This is a genomic window from Paenibacillus lautus, from assembly GCF_050482385.1.
Lineage (GTDB): Bacteria > Bacillota > Bacilli > Paenibacillales > Paenibacillaceae > Paenibacillus_AQ > Paenibacillus_AQ lautus_B.
Genome location: NZ_JBCNHV010000022.1, coordinates 1 through 21,662, shown reverse-complemented (window position 1 = coordinate 21,662; position 21,662 = coordinate 1). Strand labels below are relative to the sequence as shown.

Below are 21,662 nucleotides of genomic sequence, written 5' to 3'. Positions count from 1 at the left end.
TCATTATTCTCGCAGCAGGCCGGGGGAAACGGAGGAACACATGAGAAAGGAGAACAGCGATTTCAAGACCGCATTTGTCTCCGAAGCGGGTTCGTATATCGACAACAGAGATTATTTTGCCTTCGTGGAGCTTGAGGACATGGCTTGCTACGTTATTGCGGATGGTCTCGATACGGATCGAGAGGCACATAGCGCGAAAATGGCAGTCAGTGTCATCCTGGAGAATTTTATGGAGAAGCCTTCCTTGTCACGGAGAAAGATTCGGCAGGATTTGGAGACAGCTCATGAGTGGTTGAAGTTTGAAAGCCGCAGAGTGCGGCTTAAAGCCAGCGTGCTCGTTGTCGTGACGAATTATACGCGGATGGTGTGGGCGACCTGTGGCCATGCGCGATTATACCATTTTCGCGGCGGACGGCTGAATTTGCGTTCCAAAGATCAGAGTCTGGCGCAGTTGCTTCTGGAGGACGGAAGGGTGTCCGAGGAAGGATTTTCCGGCCATGAGGAGCGAGGGAATTTGTTGAGCTATATGGGGCGGCCAGATCGTTTTGAACCCTATATTTCAAAAAAAACTCCGCTTTCGGATGGAGATGTGCTTCTCTTGTGCACACCGGGAATTTGGGAAGAGGTCGAGCTGCCGGAAATGCTCGATGCACTGGCGGAATCGAGTGATCCCGACAGCTTGACGGATACGCTGGAGGACATTGTCCTCAGCAAGCAGCAGCAGACGGTGAACAATTATACGGCAGCCGCTGTTTACGCTAACAAGACGTTTACCGAGAAACCTAAAAACCGGAAGAAATGGATCATACGCATCGCAATACTGCTGCTCACCATGGTGATCGCCGGGGGAGGCATCTGGTATGCGAAGGCTAGGCAGGCGGCTAAACTGGCCGAGACGGTTGTGCAGATGACCGAGTTTGAGCAAGAGGGTGACGAATACGCATCCGCCAGCGATTACCCGAAGGCGCTTAAGGCATACAGTGAAGCGAAGAACGCCGCCAGCAAGCTGAAAGACAAGCTGCATTTTCAACTGCTTCGCAACAAGCAGCGCGTGGCCCAAGCATTGACGGACGGCGACGAATACGTGAAGGACGGCAGCTTCGACATGGCACTGGACAGCTATACGAAAGCGCTGGGTGAGGCGGAGAAGTACAAGCCGTTCAAGGTAGAGGATATTCAGGCGCGAATCGAGCGAAGCGAGGCGGTCGCCAAGCTGACGGAAGTCATAAAGGAAGGCGATATCCACTTCCAGAATCAGGATTACACCAGTGCGCTGGAGACATACAAGAAGGCGTACAGGGCAGCGATTGAAGCGAATTATCCGAGCGGTCAGAAGCAGTTGGAGACGAAGATGGAAGAGGCCGAGGGGAAAATCAATACCATTTATCGGGAGACCAAAACGCTTAAGGCCGACAATTTGGAGAAAAAAGGTGACCGCGCGCTAGCCGCACTGGATTATAACGCCGCTATCGAGGCTTATGCGCTGGCCCAGGAAATTTACCAGGAGATCGACAAGCTGGAGCGAGTGCTGGCGATGGAGCGGAAAATTGCCAAAGCCGACGAGAAGCGCAATCCCATCGTGCCTGCGACGGGACAATCGGATTCGGCTTCGCTCTCGGCGGGAGGGTTGCCCGTTTCGGACATATCCGGGATGAACGGTTCGATTGGAATGAACGGACAGAATGGTTCAAGTGGAAATAACGGATCGAATGGGAGCAATGGATCCGGCGGGGCTTCCGAGTGGAACGGTGCTTCAGGATCGAGCATTGACGGAGCCACTAGACATGAAGGAAGCGAGGATCAAGCTTCAGGAGGCACTTCTTCGCCTGATGGATCAACTTCATCAGGGCCAAGTTCGGTGAATCAGGGTACAACCGCTGGATCTGAGGAGACAGGAGAAGGCCCAGCAAGTTCTACGACCGACAGGCAGGAGCGGTCAGCTACGCCGGAAGGAGGCGGGGGATCATGAAGGATATCGTGATGGATCGGCTTAGTAAAATGGAGGATTTGCAGCAGCGGCGGGTGCTTCGTAATCTGATGAGCGGCGTGTTCCTCGGCCTGGTCGAATACCAGGAGGAGCTGAATCGCCAGATTGAGCGGCGAGTATTCGAGGAGGTCGGCAATCAGGACAGCAAATACGATGTGTATGTGGGGATGTGCCGCCGCGAGGAATGGGATCCCCTGCACGAGTATTTGTTCCCGATGATTCCAGAGGATACGGAGCCGCGCAGGATTGATCTGCATCATTTGGTTGCCCGTCTAAACGAAGGAGAGGAGCAGCCGTTATTCTCCTTGTTTCTGGAATGCAAATATCCAATGATCCAGGAGCTGCTCTACAGTGACCGGACATTTCGCGGAGAGCTGGTTACAAATATAGGCCGTCATGTCATTCAAGTCAAGCTGGAGCGAGATACCGCATACATACGAGAAATCGAGAAGCTGTATCATGTTTTTCTAAGCAATGGCCTGCCTTGGAAAACGATCAATCATCCTTACGCTTACAAATTCGTGAACGTTGTATTGATTGGGGGGGACGTTCAGCTGGCGGTAGAAGAGGAAGTTCAGGAGATCACCGTTCATCTCGAGGAATACGAAGCATATAAAAGAACGGATCTAGTTCCGCTCTGGAACATTCAGCGCTTGGAACTGAAGACGGGAGGCTTCCCGGTTCCGGCGGCTGATCGCGTGAATTTCGAGCACGTGCTGCCTCTGCGCAAAAGCGGGCTGCAGCATGGCTATCTGGTCGACACCAATGACGACAGCATTCGTTACATCAAGCGTTCGCCGGAGGAACTGACCGTTGTATCGACGCGTGATAAATCCGATTCCTGGCAGGTATTGATGGTGGTGGAGCCAGTTAGTACAGGCATGGGCAAGCTGAGTTACGCACTGATGTCGAACCGGCAGCGGGACGATTTCATCAGCAATTATGGTCGCAGTCAAGGACAGGTCGTTCGCTCCAAGGGCGAGATCGTGCGGATTATCCATTCTTTTGCCGTATCGGAATGGCTGGAGCTCGTGGATGTGGAGATTCGGACCCCTTCCGCCAATAACGCGCTGACCTATGAGTTGAACCGGTTCATTACGGATGAAGTTCGGGTGGATAACGGAAAGTGGAGGATGTGCCTGAAATTCAGCTACCGGGAATCCGGCAAGGAGTTGGGTTATTTAGCCGAAGATATGATGAGCTTTTTGGTGTCCCAAGTCCAGATGTCATTCCCCGAATATCGCTGTGAAGGAGAATGGGCTTGAATTACATTTGGGATTTGCTCGTTCAGGCGCAGGAATCTGGAATTCATAAGCGGGATGTTACTTTCCTTCCGGCCAAGGTGTACTCGCCATACATGGAGCTTAGCTTAGAGGATTTAAATGCCGCAGCGGGCGAGCAGGTCGAGGTTGAGGTCAACCCGTTCTATCGATTCTCCGATGTGTTCCGCGATCTGCTGAACATCAATTTGACGGAAGATGAGGAGATCCGCCATACGCTGTTTGATATTCTGATTCATTTCCTGGCGGAGCTGGACTTCATGCAGGGCATGAATAAGCGGGAATATCACATACGATTCGTCCTGCGGGATTTGGAAGCCGGGGCGTTCGGCGAGCGGGTAAAGGAGCGGATCGGTCTGTTCGAGCGGGATGAACGGGAGTGGATTGCCTGCGCAATCCTCCGCATGTATGACACCGGAGAGACGCTGAACCTGCTTCGAAGCACGGTAAGCCGAATGTTTCGCCGCTCGACGATTTATGTAAACAGCGAGGAGAAGGATGAGATGCTGTTCTACATCGGTCAGAAGAAGACGGAGCTTGCCGGCCGGAAGCTGGAGCTGCTGATGGAGCTGTTCCTCCCGGTTCGCTACCGCACCGAGGTGTATTGGGATTGCCATGTGGGGATTATCGATGCCGCGGATACAATGATTCAGGATCGCATCGCCATGTATTAGAGAGGTAGTTCCTCAGTCCTGACTTCACTCAACCTTCTCGGTGCTGAAAATTTGACTTTTTTGAACAGGTATTTTTAAGGATGCCCCTAACCATTTTGGAGGAGGAATTGATCAAGCATGAAGGGCTATAAACTGTACACGGATTCCACCAGCCAACAGCGGGTGCGCGGGAAGGTTCGATATACGCAGGATGAGCTTACGGAGATGACCACCTTCCAACTGCGGAATATTTGCTACCGGGAACGGCTCGTAGAGGGGCTTAGCCATCGGCTGGACCGGGAAGAAATGATCCGCGTCATCCTGAAGTATTTGGGCGCGGACGAAGAGATGTTCATCGGCCCTTTCTGCGAAGGCGGCTTCGAGCGCGTAAAGACGGTGATGCACAAATACATGCAGGCATCCCTTCAAGGGGACGGGGGCATTCGTGTTCCAGCCCGCATCGTCATTTATCCGAACATCGCCATCGATAAAAGCGACGGCTATAAGGTGAAGGCCCCTGCGGTATTTGCGGAGTCCAATGTACTGCTCGTCAACGACCGGATGGAGCTCTGCGGCATTCTTCATTTGCGCAAAGAGGAGGGCGAGGCGGGCAGCTTTTATTTGGCGGCGGACAGCAGCATGGAATGGCAGCGCACGTCCAATCGCCAGTACAGCCTGTTGTTCCTCCGCAAGCGTGATTCGGAGTACGTGTATAAGGCGTATTACCAGGCGCAGGCGCTGCCGCCCATTCAAATCCAATATTATAAAATTCCGCTGGCTGAGCTGGACATACGGGAGCTGCAAAAGACGGATGCTGTGCTGGCGATCGATTTCGGTACTTCCAATACGACGGCCGGCGCTTTTTTATACCACGGGTACGCGCAGTCTCCGAGCAGTCTTGATGTGTTAAACGGTCATATTCGCTCCAATGAAGTGAATTTCGTGAAGTTTCCCGATCCGACGTACCGAAGAACGGAATGGCTCGAGGCGCTGCCTACCGCAGTTAGCGTAGCCGATTGCTCAGACCCGGCAGCGGTAAAATACCAGTTCGGCCATGAGGCGTTGTTGAATATCCGCCGCAGCAGCTACAGCAGCCGGGCCTCGGTATTTCAGGGGCTTAAGCGCTGGGTGAACAGCTATAACCAGCCCGTCGAGATTATGGACAGCGAAGGAAATACGGCTTCCATATTGCGGCGGGATATCATCCAGGCGTATTTGAAATACGTAATCCAGATGGCGGAGCATCAATTCAAATGCAAGTTCAAGAACCTGCATTTCTCGAGTCCCGTCAAGATGAAGGCCCCGTTCCTTAAAATGTTCGCCGAGATTTTGCCGGATTACCGAATTGAGCAGCAGGAGGCGCTGGATGAGGGGATGGCCGTACTGTACAACACGATTGCGGACGGCCTGGAACGGAATATATTCATGGAGGGGACGGAGTATAAAGCACTCGTGATCGACTGCGGGGGCGGAACGACGGATTTATCCTCCTGCCGCTTCCGCGTCGAGGACGGGCATATGTCCTACCGCATCGTGATGGATGCGACGTATGAGAACGGGGATACGCATTTTGGCGGCAACAACATTACATATCGCATTATGCAGTTTATGAAAATCGTATTCGCCGATTATTACACAAGCGGGCGGCGCAGAGTGACGGATATCGATGATTTGATCGATATTCCGGCAAACGATTTGTTCCGCGAAGTGGATGAGAACGGCGTGGCCGCGGTGTATACCGAACTGGAGCGACGTTATCGTGAGGCGGAGGCGATGATTCCGACCGCCTTTGCAATGTACGAGAATCGCTCGCGGGACGAGTATTACCGGGTTCGCGGCAATTTTTATTTCTTGTGGGAGATTGCCGAGGGCATGAAGGAACAGTTTTTCCGCAAGACCGGAATCCTGAGGAACCGCTTCGATGCAGAGGAGGACGACAGCCGGGATAACGATTTGCAGATAACCACGATGGAGCGATGGTTCCTGTCGGTGCTGCGGGGCGGTGAATTGAAGGATGAATATGAAATTCCGAATGTCGTGTTCAATATCAAGGAAATTACCCAACTGATCAAAGGGGATATCTACGAGGTGCTGCGCAAATTTCTGGATGGATTCTACCAGGACGGCGTACTGGGCGAGTATTCGATTATTAAGCTGACCGGGCAATCCTGCCGGATCGAGGTGTTTCGCGAGGCGCTGAAGGAGTTTGTCCCGGGACGGAGCATCGAATTCCGGCAAAAACCTGTCGAAGGCCGTGTTCCCGAGCTGAAGCTGGCCTGCCTGCGCGGAGCAATCCGCTATCTGAACGCCCGGAAGGCCGGCGTCATTGAGACGAGCATTACGAATCATGCCGCCGTCATCCCGTATTCGGTCAGCGCATACACCCATGACCGCCGCGAGCTGGAGCTAATCTCCAGCCTGGAACGGACGAACCGGGTGCTGGGTTTCATCTCCCGGCCTTACCACACACAGGAAGTGGAGTTCCTCCTGCGGGGATCGGACGGCGTGCTGCGGCACAGCTATGTGTACCATAACCGGATCAAGGACTATGAATCTGTGAAATACGAGGATATCCAAGCGGTCTATCAGGATAAAATTCCGCAGGACGATACCGACTCTATCGTGAACGGAGAGACGAAGTATTTCGTCTTTGCGGATGACAATCACTGGGGCTTTCACGTGCTGCCGATCGCCCGCCAGGACGAAGGGCTGCTGCTCGGCCGCAAGGAGCTGTTCCCGTTCGAGAACGAGCGGTCGGACCTGGACTTTTTTGACGGGATGAAGTAGGGGAAGAGCGGTGAACTTTTTAACAAGGCTAACCATAATGCAGCCTGTGAAGGTCCGCAGGATGCTGTCTTTATGCGCTATGCTCTAGCTGCACTCGCTATGATCTTTACTTCCATTCTGTCCTGCACCTACACGGAGTTCATATGAGGGGCAGCAAGCTTCGTAGGTTATCGATCATACAGAACTTAACCGGAAGAGTCGTAAACGTCACAGCCGGAAGGAGGGGAAGGCAATGTTTAACCATATCGCACCGAAGTTTGAGAAGGGCCGGATCCTAAAGACGGCGATGCTGGAAAATCTGCGGGATTTCCCACGCGAATATGTGGATGTCTACTATCAGGAATATACGGACGGCATCATTACAGGTGCCCATGTTGAGGTCGGAGCGGATTCCTTGACCGTTCATCCCGGCATCGTCAAGCACCAAGGGTGTTTATATTTGTTGAAAGATGCTGTGAGCACCAAGTACCGCGCTACAGGGCGGGAGGCCGCGTTGAAGATTCGTTTCCATGCAGGCGAAGAAGACAGCGACTGGCGGACATATCGCAGTGAGATCGTGATTGACGAACAGATGGAGGCGGGTGCCTCCGAGCTCGAGCTGTGCCGCTTCAAGCTGAAGGAAGGCGCCCGGCTGCGGCAGGACTACCAGGGCTTCCGGGACCTGGCGACTGAATTTAATACCGTGAATGTTCTGCATGTCCGCTATGCGGCTTACGGCAAAAGCACCTTGTCCCCGGTTATCCTGCGCTGCTTCGCAGAGGAAATGATGCGTAAGGGAAGCGGCGATCCGCAGGATTTCATGTTTACGATGATATGCATGAACGAGGGAACCCTCGCTCGGGACGTCATTTTGCACTATATGGCGAACCGTCTTGGCATAAGCAGCAGGGAGTACACCAACGTGGAGATCCACAAGTATCTGAGCCGTATCCTGGACGGTGTCCGGGGTGGTGGCGGTAAGATGGGCATGATCCCGGGCGGCGGCCAGCGGGTGATTGTGGATTAGGGGAAGAGAGTTGCAGTGAGTTTCTATAGCATCTAATTAAGTGAGGAGGTATTAATTGATGAGAAATGCGACAGCAGCACTGGGGAAGAAGACATCTGAAAAGCAGCTAGTTACCAAACTTATTGTCAAATATGAGGACGAGGAGCTGGCCATCGAAAATGTCCAACTAACAATTGAAAAAAAGTTAAATGAACATACCTTAGCCAGATTAAAGGGAAGAGTTAAACAGGATAACTTTGATCAGTTCGTTCTAACTACCAACGCTGAAACGAATCTTGTCATAGAATACCAAGTTGGGGAAGATAAGATCCTACTGTTTAATGGCGTTATCGTCAAAATCGAATCCGAATCGGAAGGTATTGAGCAAAATGCAATTTACTACTTGGAGATAGAAGCCCTCTCCTACACCTATTTAATGGACATTCAGCATAAAAGGCGTTCCTTTCAAGATGTAAATATGACCTATTATCATCTAATCAAGACAGTAATAAAGGAATATTCTGGTTCGGATTGTCTGGATTATGCAACCGAAAAGGAAACCTTAAATAGCATTCTCATGCAATATCAAGAGACGGATTGGCAGTTTATTAAACGAATGGCCTCAAGATTCTATGCACCCATTATTGCAAACCATATGTCGGACTCGCCCAAGTTTACCGTTGGTGTGAGGCCCGCGTCAACAGTTACTAAATTGGAAAACTTAAATTATAAAGTTGTCAAAAATGTGGATACTTTCAGAAATAATGTTCATAATTACCGAATTCATTCAACTGAATCGGATTATATGTTTTACGAGGTTACGACAAAAGGGAACGACACGAAATCCCTAGAGATCGGGGATTCAGTTCTCTATAAAGGAAGAACCTTTTTTATCGTATCTGCCAAAGCTATGGTTAAACACCATATCCTTTCGCATATCTACACCTTGTCCGCGTCAAACGGGTTCTTTACTCCTCCTATTTTTAACGAAACGATAGCCGGGTTAACGATTCAGGGAACCGTCATAAAAGTGTCCAGAAATTTATTGAAGGTGCGTTTGGATATTGATCCGGAGCAGTCGGCGGAGAAGGCTTATTGGCTGAAATATTCAACATTTTACTCCACATGGTACTGCATGCCCGAGGTAGGTGACCGTGTTAATGTTCATTTTCCCACCAAAGATGAATCCGATGCGATAGTCATAAATTCTATTAAACATGCGTCATCCGGCAGCTTCAAACAATCGAACGACGGAAACAGCACAACGGCCGCTGGCAGTTCGAGAGGTGGAAGTAGTCAAGCAGGGCTTTCAATACCAAACGCCCAAACACCTACGGCGCAGAAGAAGCAAAACTTTGATTTTGAAAATTTATCCCAGAATGAAAAGGTGAAAATGATCGTTACACCAAGCGGAAAAATGATCATTTTGGATGACAACAGTTCCAGTGTCTCTATTGTTTGTAACGATAGTACCTATATTAGATTGGCCGACTCCGGGGACATTTCAATCTTTACGGAATCAGATATCACGTTCGAATCCAAAGCCGACATTAACTTTTCTGCAGAAGAAATGATATATATGAAAGCCAAGGAAAGTATTGCCTTCGAATGTGGTGAAAGTTTACTGGAGTTGACTCCGGAGGAAGTAAAAATCAAAGGCACGGATATCAAATTAAATAAATGAGAAGGTGTTAACTAATGCTTGTCACAGGCGCCAAACGTGCGGATGAGATACAAAATATTTTGTTGAAATTGGCGGTTGGCGGCATTTCCGGAGGACTCGTCAACGGATTGACCGTCCACAACGCAAAGCTGACTCAAAGAAAGATAACCGATAAATTGTATATGAAAAATATCAGGGCACAGATTAGCGAGCACTATAAAAGCAAGCAATGAGAAGGTGGATAGGATGAGCAAAGCGCAGGACTTTAATACTTTTCTCCAGCAAACGGTATTAAAGAAGGCGGATGAACAATACAAACGAGCGATGGAACATTTAATCCAAAATAAACAGCAAGTTATTGACGAGTATGTCGAGGCATTCCAGAATTTATGCTTGGACATAAAGCAAAATCAACGTCTAAACCCAGCCATCAAAGTGTCCTATATCCAATATTCCTTATTATTTAGCCATGTACTGTTGAAGAAGGCACCATACCGGTTAGAGGCCTTCGATGAGGATTATTATTTGGGCAACGTAATCAGCGAAGCTGACTATAATCCCACGTGGCTTTTTGAGCCGCTCCATGCGTTCTATGAGGAGATCCAGAGAGAGGCTAAAAAATATATTTTAAGAGTCACTCCGATCGAGGTTGAGAGAATTTTCCTCATTGAACTAAAAAAGTACGAAGAGGTTATCAAATTTTTAGCCAAGGAAGCTATAGAAACCCTGGTGGACACGGAAGAATATCAAAGTTTGCCATATGGAGAAGAAATCCAGTTTAGGATTGGCGAGTATAGAGGTACCACGGATATTCTGTTTATCAAAAACGACAGGAATGACGCGCTATGGAGGTATGTTTGTGGATTATTTTCAAATCAAGCAAGATGATCGGTCAAATAACGCAATCATACCGCAAGTTCCCGATCCCGTCGGCATCTGGAAGTCCGATAAACCGGCTTTTTTTCGGGCTGTGGCCAAAGACGAAAAGTCGCCTCTCGATTTTCTTCCTTTGGTAGAGAAGCCGTTGTTGATGGTTTCAGATGCAGTAAAGGGCATCATTGAAATGTACCAGAGTAAAATGCTGTTCAAACCTTGTGCAATAGGAAGTATAGAGCAGCAAAGAATCGAAGTGTACTGGCTGCTACAGCCTAGAATACTGGATTGCTTGGATGAAAGCACGGAGTTTTATCCGGATGGCACACTGAAAGAGATTGTACTTAACAAGAATAAGATCGGCTTCAATAAAATCTTTAAGATTGATTGTTTGCGCGGGGAGTATTTGATTGTGGATACCGAAGTCCTGGAAAGATTGTTCAGAGAAGGGATTCATGCCTTCGAAATTATATCAGTTAAGAACCGATAAGAGGTGATGATTTTGGCCAAAGAGTATGTCGTTGAAAGCGCGATGATCTCCTGTGAGTACGGAAGCACACCTATTGAACTAAAAACCCCTGATCATAGACATATTTATGCGGATGAAAAGAAGTTATCCAATATTACAGACATTGATTCCTCCTGTATCGAGTGCTTTGGTTCATGCAGCAGTCCCTACCTGGTTAGTTATGATGTGCCAACGATGGAACTGTTTGATATTGACACAGTACAAGAGGCAAGGAAGTTTCTCGGTGACAGCAGTTGTATATCTCAAGTAGTTATTCCTTGGCAAAATCCTAAGCCGGATGTTTTTGCAGGACATTACCAGGCCTTGATAGAGGGGTGCTGGACCGTTTGCCAAAAGGGATTTGGCATCATTTCTGTTATAGCCTCAGGGCAATCGGCAGAGACCAATAACCAGTTGGTTATGCAAAAGCTAAAAGAGCTGGAGCAAGCGGTAGAAGCCTATATGAAGGAACACGGCATAAAATCAAAATATAAAGATAAGCTGCTGGAGAGTATTCTGCTTTGGGACGATTATGACCAATCCTTCTGGGAAAGAACAAGCGATGAACATACGACAGGATTCTCAGAATATTTAAGGAAGGATAATCCGGCGTTGTTTAACTTCTTTGAGAGAAATATTACGATTCAAGATACAGCGACCGGCAAAGATGTGGACCTGACTTATTTTATGGGAATGATGAAAGGATTCGACAAGGATCATACCGACCCATTGGAAGCGATCAGTCCGGAAATAACGAAAAATGAGAGCGTGCTCAATGCTTATCTTGATGCGGCCAATTTGAATCAAGTGCACTATGATGACATCAAGGATAAGTCATTGGTAGAAATTATTGATGGTTACTATGGATTAAGCGGGACACCTAGCGGAAAAACACAGAAGAGATATCGTGACTTTGTTGACTACGTTACACCATTACTTGACGATCCTTATTTAGGAAATCTGGTCGCTTACGAGCAGGCTACTGATGAAGAAAAGAAGTTTATTCGATTAAACGATATGATTAGTGGACGGTTACAGCATGGCACTGACGAAGAATATGCTTCCGAACTGACAACTTCCTTTCTTGGTAAGGTTCGCCAAGGGTTGTCGGAAGAGAGAGGCAGGTAAAGGGGGGAGGGATTCATGGCAGAAACATGGGGATATGACAATATGGTATTGGAAGGCATCGACGGAGCTTTATATATCGAACAATTGACGATTAATCAGAAAATGAATGATCACGCAATGGTGAACTTGACGGTTGTCATGGACGAGGACAAGGTTCAAGGCTTCTTGACCGCCAATTTATGCAATCGAAAGTTTGTTTTAAGAGATCGGCATCACGAGCACCGAGTTTTATTTAATGGAATCATTAAAAATAGCGAAGTTGAACAGATTAATGGCGTCTATACTGTAAAAATAGAAGGAACATCACATACATACAACTTGGATATTGAGCGGCTACAGCGTTCTTTTCAAAACGAGAATGTGACTTATAAAGAGCTATTTGAACGGGTTTTACAGGGTTACGCGCATTCGGATTTTATTTGTTCAGATACACTGAGGAAAGAGCCAATCAAGCGATTTATTCTCCAATACGATGAGACGGATTGGGAGTTTATCAAACGGGTAGTGTCCCGTGCCAATAAAGGGGTGATAGCGGATGTCCGGCAGGAGGGAGCCAAATTTTACATTGGGTTGCCCGAAGAGCAGGAGGAAATTGAAATTCCAAAAGCAGCCTATCGAGTGAGCCGCGATTTAGCCAGGATGCAAAGAGTAATGAGAAATTGCACGATTGCTCAAATCGACGAACAGGACAGTCTGCAGTATGAATTAAAGGATTTGTTTGCCAACTATGAGCTTGGCGCCCGGGTGCGGTTTCGGGAACGTACATTGTACGTAGTGGAGAAATACAGTTACTTATCCAAACGGGACGGGATTCTCCGGCACCATTATACCTTGAGGACGCTCCGGGGAAGCCAGCAGGAAAAGCTGGTTAATGAGAGACTGAGGGGGAATTCGATAGCCGGAACGGTGATTGATGTCAAAAGCCATTTCACCAAGCTGCATTTGCATATCGACAAGGAGCAGGATACGGCTGCGGCGGTGTGGTTTCCTCAACCTACGTATTTTACCGGAGGAGAGGGAAAAGGGTACGGAACCATGCCCGAAAGAGGAGAAGTACTCTATCTGCATTTCCCGATGAATTATGAGGAAGCGAATTACGTGATCAGTTCGGACGGCAACGATTACGACGCAATTTCCAGCCGCATCCAGTTATCTGCGGTGAATCCGGAACCGCCCAAGCCAGGCAAAAAGGCTCAAGCAAATGCGGGTATGACGAATATGACATCCGCACCAACCAAAACACGAAATCCTGGAAAGGCGATGACGGAGGAAACCATTACTCGAAGCAAGCAGTGGTTTTCACCGGGAAACAAGTCATTATTGCTGGACGATCATCAGGTGAAGCTGCATGCGACCGGCGGCGCAGCGCAAATTACGCTATTGGATGGTAGCGGAATTTTGGTCACAGGTAAGGGGAGTTTGGATCTGACGGCCAAGAACATCCGAATCAACCCGGATTTCGTTGGGGCAGAGGAGACGATTTCGAGCGAAGGGGTGAATGTGAACTTATCGGCCGGCAAAACAGTGGCGCTCCTGTGTGAGGGCAGCACCCTGATGATGAGCGAAGCGGACCAAAGCATCGATGTAGTGTCCGATAAGATCACGCTGGAGAGCCCCGAAAATCCAAAGGATATCCAGGTTATGTCCCAGGACGCCGTGGCAGCCCTTCTTGCCGAATACGAGGAATCGCGGCTGCGTACGCAACCCGTGTTCAAGTCGGATGGAACCCGAATTACGGCGGATGATAGGGATTTGTTGCTGAATTATTTTATGAAGTATGTGATGGATCAAGACTTGCCGGTTAGCCTAACCACTAAAGAAGCCATAGAACTCAACAAGCAATATGAGAAATGGCGGCAAGCGAACTATGGAATGGACAAGCAGGAGAAGAACCGGGAATATAACAAAAAAAGCGTAGATTTCGTTATTAAAGGGAACTATGCGGAGGAAGCTACTGGGCTAGGCATTGGAGCGAACGTGCTTCTAGGATTAACGGGACTTGACCTGCCAGCAGATCTTCGCGACCTGTACCATAACTTTACGCACTGGGAATGGAGCTGGGGGCATGGAGGGGAAACGCTTCTGAACTCCATCTCGCTGATTCCTCTTGTTGGAGCACTCAAAAACCTGAAGTACTCCGATGAAGTATTAGAACTAGCCCAACAAGCTAGCAATTTTGATGATTTGGTGAAGGGGATCAATAAAATCGGCGGAATCGTAGATGCGGCCGGCAATCCGGTAATCATCAAGAAGCTGAGCGACGGCACCTACGAGCTGATCAATGCAAACGGCAAGGTAATTAATAAGATTGACGACATGCCTGGCTTGCTTGATAAGATGGGTGTTAAGATAGGGAAGGGGCCGGAGGTTCCTGGGGGGACGGGAAAAGTTAATAAATCTGACCTTTATGATAAGAACGGAAAATATACTGGAGGAAGAACTCAAGAAGAGTTGGATGACATAGCTCGTGACCCATCTCATGCTGGTAGGATCGAAGAACAAGGAATAAAAGAAAGAGAAGTGGGACTCGATTTAGAAGAGCAGGGTGTTTTAGGACGCATTGTTCGTGATCCTCAAGCCGATAAAGGCAGTGATCTTATTGATATCACTACAGGAATAAAGTGGGACGTTAAGAGTTTTGAATCGTATCCCCATGGTCATACTAGTCCTAAAAAAGGAGCGTTTACAGTTAAAAGAGCAATGGATAAGATTTATGGTGAGTTTGAAAAAGGGAATAGTGTCATAATTGATACGAGAGAGTTAGTTCCTGAACATATTCAACAATTAAGAAAGGCGATTGAGGAAGATGGAATTGCTGATCGTATTATTTGGTATCCTACGTGAGGAGGCATGATCATTTTGGAGAGTGATTTTAACAACATTATTGACCAACTCCAGCAACATAAATTATGGGTGGATACTGTCGGAGAACAAGGGAAGAAGTTAGGGTTAGATGAAATTGATCTAAGGAACATTGATTTAAGAAATTATTCATTAGATCAAGCATATTTTACGGAATGTATATTTAACTCTATGAATTTACAGAATAGTGATTTTCATAATTCAGTATTATGTTCTTCGAAGTTTATCTCTGCCAACTTAGAGGGGGCAAATTTTTATAAAGCAGACCTTTCGTACACTAATTTTTCAAAATCATATATGCAGAGTACAAAGCTAGCTAAGGCAGATTGCTATGAAGCAATTTTCCGTGATACTGATTTAACAAATGCTAACTTGGTAGCTTGTCTGTTTTATGACACCAATTTTCAGAATGCCATATTAAAAAATGCGGATATCAGTGTTGCTTCATTTAAAAATGTTGTCCTACATGGAGCTGATTTATCAGGATTAAGAGGGGTAGAAGAAGCAATTATATCTAGTATTAATATTGGTACTCTCGATACTCCAGTTATTCTACGTGAAGAAGAAGCTAGGAGATGGATACAAACAGAGGCAGGAAAGTAAAGATTACAATAGTTATGAGCATGTTGAGAGTTATTTACAGAGTTACAGTAAAATCTCTTAATACTAATCTTAGTAATAACGAAATCAGCCATTTTAGCTTGATAGTCTGTTAGACTCCACCCAGTACCGATGAGTCGGGTGGTTGATTTCAAGTAGAAATAACCCATGTAATACTGTATAAATTTTTCTCCGTTTTCGGTTGTACGCAAATCAAATGCGTTAATTTTATAACCTATTTATCGTTATTCCTTTACATCAAACAGGTTGATTATGGTCAGATACCACCATGATTGACCTGTTTTTTGTTATGTTCGCTTTCTCACAGGATTTTCAATGTGATACGCAACTGTAGAATACACCGCCTCGATAGGGAGGATGAAAAGGCAAAGCATCTTTTGAGATAGATAGCCCGACCATTAATATTGTCAGGACTTATCTGCAAATTGTCCGCAACGAATGGGCTACTTCCCGTGATGGTAATCGAGAACGAACAACCTGGTGACGACCAGTTGACATAATGACAGGTAAGGATACGTTTCGTGCTAGCCGCCTTCCTAGTGCTAACAAACAATTCAAAAAAGGGGCGTATTGTATGTCAGAGAGTATTCAACAACGATTAATAAAGTGGTCTGTGTATGAGGATTATGAAATGAAGGGGAAACATAGCCTGGGAAAGAAACTTGACTTTATGGCAGACATTTAATATGTTATTATTGTCAGCCAATAATTAAGTTAGGAGGTGAAACGAATCACCAAAAGGATTGGTCGGCCATACTCAGATAACCCTAAAGAAATACGACTTACAGTACGACTAGATAAGAAGCATAATGAAATTCTTGAACGTTACGTTAAGAAAAATAAGGTGACAAAGAACGAAGCTGTAAGACGAGGCATCGAGAGGCTGAATGAAGATGAATAAACAAAGGAAGTGGCGCACTCTCGCAAAAGAAATCGCCACTTCCACTGCGCAGCTGCCTGATGGACAGACTGCACAATTACTTTATCATGTGTCAGTCTTTCCTTCAAGGGCTGTAATCCAGTCGAAGGGAAGAGGAAAATGAGAGGTATTTTAGAAGTGTTATATCGTGGAGACATTCGCCCTGAAGAAACGATTGTACCGACAGACCCCGAATACCATGCATTAAACCGGAAAATATCCGAAGTCATGAAAATATGGGAGAAAAAGTTATCGGCAACAGAATTCAGTCAGCTTGAAGAATTACTTGATTTACGTAGTAAATCAGGTTCAATGCATGCTGAAGTTTCTTTTATTCATGGATTTCAGCTTGGTGCACTAATGATGACAGAGGTATATACAACACGGAATGAATATTAGGTGTTAAATTGTCTCATATCATAGTGCGACCAGAAAATTATAATTACTAAAAGCTTGTTTCTACCTAAATTCAGGAGGTAGAAACAAGCTTTTTTATTGCGAACGTTGCTGTCATTGAATCAAAACCAAGACTCGTTAAAAGCGTTTTGAAAGCTTATGCCGGGTACGATGTGATTCAGTAGGCGACATACACCGCTTCGTCAGCGCAGATAAGCTGGCTCGGTTTGCTGGAATTGCGCCAGTGAAAGTCGGTTCAGGCGGCAAGCACGTCAACCTGAAAAGCAGACAGGGGAATCGGATGCTGCATGGGCTATTTTACAATCTGGCTGTGTAGCAGGTACAAGTTTCAAAAGGTAGCAAAAAGCCACGCAACCCGCTGTTTTACGAATACTTCAACCGCAAGAAAGAAGAAGGCAAAACACCAACACAAGCTTTGGTCTGTGTGATGCGGCGGTTAGTCAACATCATCTATGGCATGATGAAGCACAAGACGGCCTTCCGTCTCCCAGAACAAACGGAAAAACAAGCAAGCTAACCGGAGGTATAGCATCTAGCAACCACCGTTACTTTTCAATAGTTTAGCTTTACAACATAGGGGACGGGTAATGCTGAGAAAGCCTTCTTAGATAATATTAATGACTTTGTTCTAGGTAAAATGAAGTTTGAAGAGATGATTATGCTACAGTGTATGCAGAGAAAGTTACTTGGAAGTGGAGAAATGTACCAGGGGGAGATACTTTAACACAAAAGCAAATTAAGTTGATCAGAGAACGAGCGAAAGAACTAGAGAAAATACCAGATGTTCCTATGAAGCCTGGTACAAAACATCCTGATTTTGAGAAAGCTGATTTAATCATAAAGATTGATGGGAAACCTGTTATTTTACAGTTGCCAAAAAGAAGATGACAGTTCCAATGGCTTGATTCACAACTTCCAGGTGGCAAACGCCCACCTGGCACAACATGGCATCATTCTGAAATTGACAGTAGAATGGAATTAGTACCTTTTGGTATACATAATTCCAAAAGTCATCAGGGTGGGAGAGCTCCAGGTGGTTGGGCTCATGCTAAAAGATAAGAATAGGGAGTGAAAGAAATGAGATTGGATGTTAATACGATTGTCTTTCCATTGCCAACCGATGAATTATTAGATGTAGTTGAGCGAAGGTTGAGAGTTTCATTTCCTGAAACTTATAGGAATTTTATTAAGGATAATAATGGAGCTGCACCAATCACAAATATGTTTAATTTTAATCAGCATGAATATATAATTGAAAAATTTCTTTGTATATTGAATGATAGTGAGTCAGACCCTATCAATGGATGGTATGATGTTGAAGTTATTATTACACAAATAGGTGATAGATTAACAGATAATGAAGATTTAGTGGGGATGAATGTAGTTCCTATTGCGGTGCTTTTTTCAGGAGATTTTATTTGTTTGGATTTTAGAGAAACAGAAGAGCCTACTGTAGTTATTTGGTTTCATGAAGAGTCAGAGGAATTTTCTCCTGTAACACAAAGTGTCGCCCTAAATATATCAGAATTTTTTGAAATGCTAAAAGAGTAAGGTTATTCTAGTTCATGTTAGCACGTGATTGATGAATAGCCCCTCCCCATTGCCGAATGAACTCATCGTTCAACCAATAACATATTTAACCCATGCAGTACCCGTACAAAGATTTTGCCAATAAGGTTGTACGCACATCAACACTTTAATTTTATTACCTAAATTACGCTAGTTCGTTACATATAACAGGTCGATTATGGTCAGATACCACCATGATTGACCTGTTTTTTGTTATCTTCGTTTCTTGTGGTTTTTTAAAGTTTATTCGCAACTGTAGATTACCCTACAGCGATAGTGAGGGTGAGAAAGACATGAATCACATCTTTCAAGATAGATAGAGCGACAACTATAGTAAGGGCGAGTGGCTAAAGGTGACAACAAGAAGCAACGGAATCCCGTCTTCTACGAGTTCTACCAACGGAAGCTACAGAAGGCAAGACCAAGAAGCAAGCCCTGATATGCGTCATGAGAAGGCTTGTAAACATCATCTATAGCATGATGAAGAACAAAACCGAATGCAGGGTGGCGAGTCCTCTAACGGAACTATAAGCCGGATGATATAATGGTGGTTATTGGTAAAACAGTTATCACCTTTCCTTTAGTAGAGTTTAATATTACTATTTAGGGGACGCCAAAAGCTCCTAACTACAACCCAAAAATTAAATGGGCATTTATGATATTAATGCATGACCACATGGTAATGGATTCTTCGGGGAGAGGATACCTCAAAGTAATCCAAGAGTTGATGCATTTGAATTAAAAATTAATCCTAATAATGAAAGCTACTATTTGCCTCATCCAAAGGGAGGATATGTTCAGTTTGAGAATTTAGTAGATACGTTTTCCAAGACGGCAAGTTGATAATAAAGCCAAAATTATTTTATCATGTGGACGAACTCCCGGAATTCGCTAAAAACAAAGTTATTCAAGAGGCATTAGACAACAATTCAGCTATAGCTGCTGGATATAAGGTGTTATGGCTAGTTTCTCATAAGAAGGCTGTAGAGCAATTGAGGAAATTTATTCAAATCAAAAAATATTGATATTGATGTCAAATACTTTCCAGAATAAAGGATAGGTGTTGTAAATGAAAATTATAAAAGAAGACGAGTTGATGAATTTTATTACCAATGAAGAACTACGGAAATTCTACAATGCGAATATCGATGACAATCGTTTAAATGAGTTGTTAGCATATTATACGTTTTTTAAAAGTAACGCTGGGTCAGTCACATTAGATAAGCAAAGCACATATTACTACAGTATGTACTTTTGGTTTGTGCAGTTTAAAGAGCGGTATTTTGAAGTGTACGGACATGATGAAGGGATTGAGCAAGAAGGATTTAGACTGTTAGAGGAGATAGACTACCAACTTGAAGAAGGCATAGATTGGGGTCTAATTGAAAAAATCGAACTCAAGGCTATTTAATTGGTAGAGCATGACTAGCAACTACTGGTTTACAATTCCGCCAACAAGATCGTACAATACAACCAACAAACCAAACACTAAAAAACTAAAAAAACACTTGATAAACTTTCAAAAGCTCTTTCCAACTTTTTTTATGAGGAGGAATGAGCTTTTTTGCATGTTCAGAATCAAAGGAGGACGAAACGAATGGCAAAAGAAGCACAGTCATCAGCAGAGGAGACCGGATTAATTGCACAGGCTCAAGTAGAGTATGAAGCGATTAGAGCACAAATTGCTGAGCATTACCAGCAAGCCAGAGAGTTAAGAAACCAAGCAGACAAGGTGAAACAATCAGGACGAACAGATGTAAAGGTAATGACAACAGTAAATCAGTTTTTTGACCAAGCAGAACGGCAGACTCGGTAGATGAAAAGCTTATTGAGGGTTTATGCATGTTCAAGCTGAATGTTTACCGCAAATCCTACTTGGTTGTACGACTTGATGTGGCGGAAGGGATGCTGCGGACTAGCCTGTACGGATTAAATGTAAGACGAATTCTTATTAATGGCAGGTGAATGAGAAGTGGATAAACTTTATACGAGTTTTCTAAAACAAAGCACCATAAGTGAAATAATGAATGCTCCATGGAGGACGGAAAGCAAGCGGGAAACCTATGTTGCACGGGGAGCCTACATGTATTGTACGATGGGAACCCATGAAGAAGTATTGAATCAGCTTGAACCAAACGGCGTGTATATTAACGACAATAAGATGATGACCGTGAAGGACTGTGTGCCATCAAGTTCGGAAGAAAAAACCTTTTTGGGATTTCCGATTGAGGAACTTAAGGGTGAAATGAATGGAAACTTTTATTCTTTTGGCTTTTGCCGGAGCGCGCTAAATCCTATGAAAATTGCTCATGTGGCGACAGGAGATTCGGGACCAAGTTATATATACAATTATGATCCCGATACCAAAGTGCTGCCATACGGCGAAGAACATAAAATTTTCCCGTGCGTTCCTAAATTGATGCCTCACTTACAGCCAACGCCAATGGGATATGCCATGGGCATGAATAATAGCAGCTTAACTTCGATAAGCGGGGTTCCTAATTTTGCAGCAATGATGGCGGGTTTAGCTAAACCATCGGATGGAGTAGAGTGGGACAACGGAAGTTCAAATGTCATGATCGACGGAGTCCCCGCTCTTACCACAAAATCATGCTTAACTTGCAAGTATGGGGGAAAGATTCAGCTCTTAACTAACGGAATGGAACCAACGCCTCCCGAATTTCTAGAAAGATAACGATCTTAAAGGAAGGAGGCAGTTAAGATGAAGAGATGGCGTGACATAGATGGTTTTCAAATTGAATTGCCATATGAACTTTCGGCCGTTCGTAGCTTTCGAATTGTACGCAAGTTTAATGATCATACCCGTTGTTATATTTCAACGACCATGTCAGAGGAACAAGCCGATATATGCTTAAGAAATGGTACATACCGAGATAGCTTGCTTATTCGTAAATCTACTGAACAGGGGAATGAGTACCTGTTCGCAGGTGGAATCTCCAATATCGATATTCAGATGGAAGATGGTATTCCCCATGTAACCATAGAAGGCCTGTCAAGGACTTATGAAATGGATCGTCATTTAGAGAGTCGTTCCTTTCAGAACAAGTCCCTGACGTATACGGATTTGATTCGACAGATTGCCAATCTGTATCCCGGAGGGGATGCCCAGAACGAAGCTACACCCCCTGAAGCGACGATTGGTCAGCTCCTTGTTCAGTATGAAGAGACGAATTGGCAGTTCTTAAAAAGGCTGGCATCGCGGATCGGTACGGTCATCCTTCCTGATATCGTCATGGATGCGCCTCGGGTTTATTTTGGCGTACCTGATTTCTCATGGGGGAAAGTTATCCGATCCCATCATTATTCGATCATTAAAGATCGGGGGAACTTTCTTGATATTCAAGCGAATTCGGATGCGAGCTCAGAAATGGGGGAGTCTGATTTCGTCA

Annotated in this window: 19 protein-coding genes and 4 pseudogenes; all 23 read left to right on the top strand. The window is 45.5% G+C overall.

The features are described 5' to 3' along the window. The first annotated feature begins 40 nt into the window (after window positions 1-40). The gene (locus tag ABEW73_RS25415) at window positions 41-1,969 is read left to right on the top strand and encodes a serine/threonine protein phosphatase (protein ID WP_430170179.1); all 1,929 of its coding nucleotides are present in this window, start codon (window positions 41-43) and stop codon (window positions 1,967-1,969) included. Continuing rightward, complete coding sequence (locus ABEW73_RS25410) at window positions 1,966-3,252, top strand: normocyte-binding protein (protein WP_430170177.1); 1,287 nt, start codon at window positions 1,966-1,968, stop codon at window positions 3,250-3,252. The genes ABEW73_RS25415 and ABEW73_RS25410 overlap by 4 nt, the downstream gene beginning before the upstream one ends. Continuing rightward, a complete protein-coding gene (locus ABEW73_RS25405; RefSeq protein ID WP_098748618.1) occupies window positions 3,243-3,941 on the top strand; it encodes an iron-dependent peroxidase in 699 nt (232 codons plus the stop codon). Before ABEW73_RS25410 ends, ABEW73_RS25405 begins: the two co-directional genes overlap by 10 nt. Window positions 3,942-4,058: 117 nt before the next feature. After that, complete coding sequence (locus ABEW73_RS25400; RefSeq protein WP_430170175.1) at window positions 4,059-6,707, top strand: molecular chaperone; 2,649 nt, start codon at window positions 4,059-4,061, stop codon at window positions 6,705-6,707. 232 nt (window positions 6,708-6,939) lie between these two features. Further along, on the top strand, window positions 6,940-7,713 hold the full coding sequence (locus ABEW73_RS25395) for a DNA and RNA helicase (protein ID WP_430170174.1): 774 nt from the start codon (window positions 6,940-6,942) through the stop codon (window positions 7,711-7,713). A gap of 58 nt (window positions 7,714-7,771) precedes the next feature. Continuing rightward, window positions 7,772-9,376 carry a hypothetical protein gene (locus ABEW73_RS25390; RefSeq protein ID WP_430170172.1) on the top strand — a complete coding sequence of 535 codons (1,605 nt, stop codon included), beginning with the start codon at window positions 7,772-7,774 and terminating at the stop codon, window positions 9,374-9,376. Between the two features lie 14 nt (window positions 9,377-9,390). Beyond that, entirely contained in the window at window positions 9,391-9,588 is a 198-nt protein-coding gene (locus tag ABEW73_RS25385) for a hypothetical protein (RefSeq protein WP_430170171.1), read from the top strand. Between the two features lie 13 nt (window positions 9,589-9,601). Further along, the gene (locus ABEW73_RS25380) at window positions 9,602-10,243 is read left to right on the top strand and encodes a hypothetical protein (RefSeq protein WP_430170169.1); all 642 of its coding nucleotides are present in this window, start codon (window positions 9,602-9,604) and stop codon (window positions 10,241-10,243) included. Then, window positions 10,215-10,718 (top strand): imm11 family protein, encoded by a 504-nt coding sequence (locus ABEW73_RS25375; RefSeq protein WP_430170168.1) that lies wholly within the window; start codon window positions 10,215-10,217, stop codon window positions 10,716-10,718. The genes ABEW73_RS25380 and ABEW73_RS25375 overlap by 29 nt, the downstream gene beginning before the upstream one ends. A 12-nt stretch (window positions 10,719-10,730) precedes the next feature. Then, a complete protein-coding gene (locus ABEW73_RS25370) occupies window positions 10,731-11,864 on the top strand; it encodes a PAAR-like protein (protein WP_430170166.1) in 1,134 nt (377 codons plus the stop codon). Window positions 11,865-11,879: 15 nt separating this feature from the next. Continuing rightward, window positions 11,880-14,708: a hypothetical protein gene (locus ABEW73_RS25365; protein WP_430170165.1), complete on the top strand. Its 2,829-nt coding sequence runs from the start codon at window positions 11,880-11,882 to the stop codon at window positions 14,706-14,708. Window positions 14,709-14,714: 6 nt separating this feature from the next. Further along, entirely contained in the window at window positions 14,715-15,329 is a 615-nt protein-coding gene (locus ABEW73_RS25360) for a pentapeptide repeat-containing protein (protein ID WP_430170163.1), read from the top strand. Between the two features lie 1,057 nt (window positions 15,330-16,386). Then, window positions 16,387-16,665, top strand: a complete 279-nt coding sequence (locus ABEW73_RS25355) for a DUF6809 family protein (protein ID WP_430170161.1) — start codon at window positions 16,387-16,389, stop codon at window positions 16,663-16,665. Window positions 16,666-16,843: 178 nt separating this feature from the next. Continuing rightward, a pseudogene (locus ABEW73_RS25350) lies at window positions 16,844-17,200 on the top strand (transposase); the annotation flags it as partial. Window positions 17,201-17,349: 149 nt separating this feature from the next. Continuing rightward, window positions 17,350-17,571, top strand: coding sequence for a hypothetical protein (locus tag ABEW73_RS25345; protein WP_430170159.1), 222 nt, complete (start codon window positions 17,350-17,352; stop codon window positions 17,569-17,571). A gap of 39 nt (window positions 17,572-17,610) precedes the next feature. Next, window positions 17,611-17,742, top strand: a pseudogene (locus ABEW73_RS25340) (HNH endonuclease); the annotation flags it as partial. A gap of 18 nt (window positions 17,743-17,760) precedes the next feature. Further along, a complete protein-coding gene (locus ABEW73_RS25335; RefSeq protein WP_430170157.1) occupies window positions 17,761-18,234 on the top strand; it encodes an SMI1/KNR4 family protein in 474 nt (157 codons plus the stop codon). A gap of 358 nt (window positions 18,235-18,592) precedes the next feature. After that, window positions 18,593-18,783, top strand: a pseudogene (locus tag ABEW73_RS25330) (hypothetical protein); the annotation flags it as partial. Window positions 18,784-19,321: 538 nt separating this feature from the next. Beyond that, window positions 19,322-19,663 (top strand): hypothetical protein, encoded by a 342-nt coding sequence (locus tag ABEW73_RS25325; RefSeq protein WP_430170155.1) that lies wholly within the window; start codon window positions 19,322-19,324, stop codon window positions 19,661-19,663. A 186-nt stretch (window positions 19,664-19,849) separates the two neighbouring features. After that, on the top strand, window positions 19,850-20,068 hold the full coding sequence (locus ABEW73_RS25320; RefSeq protein ID WP_430170153.1) for a hypothetical protein: 219 nt from the start codon (window positions 19,850-19,852) through the stop codon (window positions 20,066-20,068). A 26-nt stretch (window positions 20,069-20,094) separates the two neighbouring features. After that, window positions 20,095-20,217: a hypothetical protein gene (locus ABEW73_RS25315; protein ID WP_430170151.1), complete on the top strand. Its 123-nt coding sequence runs from the start codon at window positions 20,095-20,097 to the stop codon at window positions 20,215-20,217. Between the two features lie 7 nt (window positions 20,218-20,224). Further along, window positions 20,225-20,947, top strand: coding sequence for a DUF4280 domain-containing protein (locus tag ABEW73_RS25310; RefSeq protein ID WP_430170149.1), 723 nt, complete (start codon window positions 20,225-20,227; stop codon window positions 20,945-20,947). A gap of 27 nt (window positions 20,948-20,974) precedes the next feature. After that, window positions 20,975-21,662, top strand: a pseudogene (locus tag ABEW73_RS25305) (hypothetical protein); the annotation flags it as partial.

What these genes read in the sequence shown, in the direction of transcription:
- ABEW73_RS25415 (WP_430170179.1), top strand. Translation starts at nt 41, where the DNA reads ATGAGAAAGGAGAACAGCGATTTCAAGACCGCATTTGTCTCCGAAGCG.
- ABEW73_RS25410 (WP_430170177.1), top strand. Translation starts at nt 1,966, where the DNA reads ATGAAGGATATCGTGATGGATCGGCTTAGTAAAATGGAGGATTTGCAG.
- ABEW73_RS25405 (WP_098748618.1), top strand. Translation starts at nt 3,243, where the DNA reads ATGGGCTTGAATTACATTTGGGATTTGCTCGTTCAGGCGCAGGAATCT.
- ABEW73_RS25400 (WP_430170175.1), top strand. Translation starts at nt 4,059, where the DNA reads ATGAAGGGCTATAAACTGTACACGGATTCCACCAGCCAACAGCGGGTG.
- ABEW73_RS25395 (WP_430170174.1), top strand. Translation starts at nt 6,940, where the DNA reads ATGTTTAACCATATCGCACCGAAGTTTGAGAAGGGCCGGATCCTAAAG.
- ABEW73_RS25390 (WP_430170172.1), top strand. Translation starts at nt 7,772, where the DNA reads ATGAGAAATGCGACAGCAGCACTGGGGAAGAAGACATCTGAAAAGCAG.
- ABEW73_RS25385 (WP_430170171.1), top strand. Translation starts at nt 9,391, where the DNA reads ATGCTTGTCACAGGCGCCAAACGTGCGGATGAGATACAAAATATTTTG.
- ABEW73_RS25380 (WP_430170169.1), top strand. Translation starts at nt 9,602, where the DNA reads ATGAGCAAAGCGCAGGACTTTAATACTTTTCTCCAGCAAACGGTATTA.
- ABEW73_RS25365 (WP_430170165.1), top strand. Translation starts at nt 11,880, where the DNA reads ATGGCAGAAACATGGGGATATGACAATATGGTATTGGAAGGCATCGAC.
- ABEW73_RS25360 (WP_430170163.1), top strand. Translation starts at nt 14,715, where the DNA reads ATGATCATTTTGGAGAGTGATTTTAACAACATTATTGACCAACTCCAG.
- ABEW73_RS25355 (WP_430170161.1), top strand. Translation starts at nt 16,387, where the DNA reads ATGAGAGGTATTTTAGAAGTGTTATATCGTGGAGACATTCGCCCTGAA.
- ABEW73_RS25335 (WP_430170157.1), top strand. Translation starts at nt 17,761, where the DNA reads ATGAGATTGGATGTTAATACGATTGTCTTTCCATTGCCAACCGATGAA.
- ABEW73_RS25325 (WP_430170155.1), top strand. Translation starts at nt 19,322, where the DNA reads ATGAAAATTATAAAAGAAGACGAGTTGATGAATTTTATTACCAATGAA.
- ABEW73_RS25320 (WP_430170153.1), top strand. Translation starts at nt 19,850, where the DNA reads ATGGCAAAAGAAGCACAGTCATCAGCAGAGGAGACCGGATTAATTGCA.
- ABEW73_RS25315 (WP_430170151.1), top strand. Translation starts at nt 20,095, where the DNA reads ATGTTCAAGCTGAATGTTTACCGCAAATCCTACTTGGTTGTACGACTT.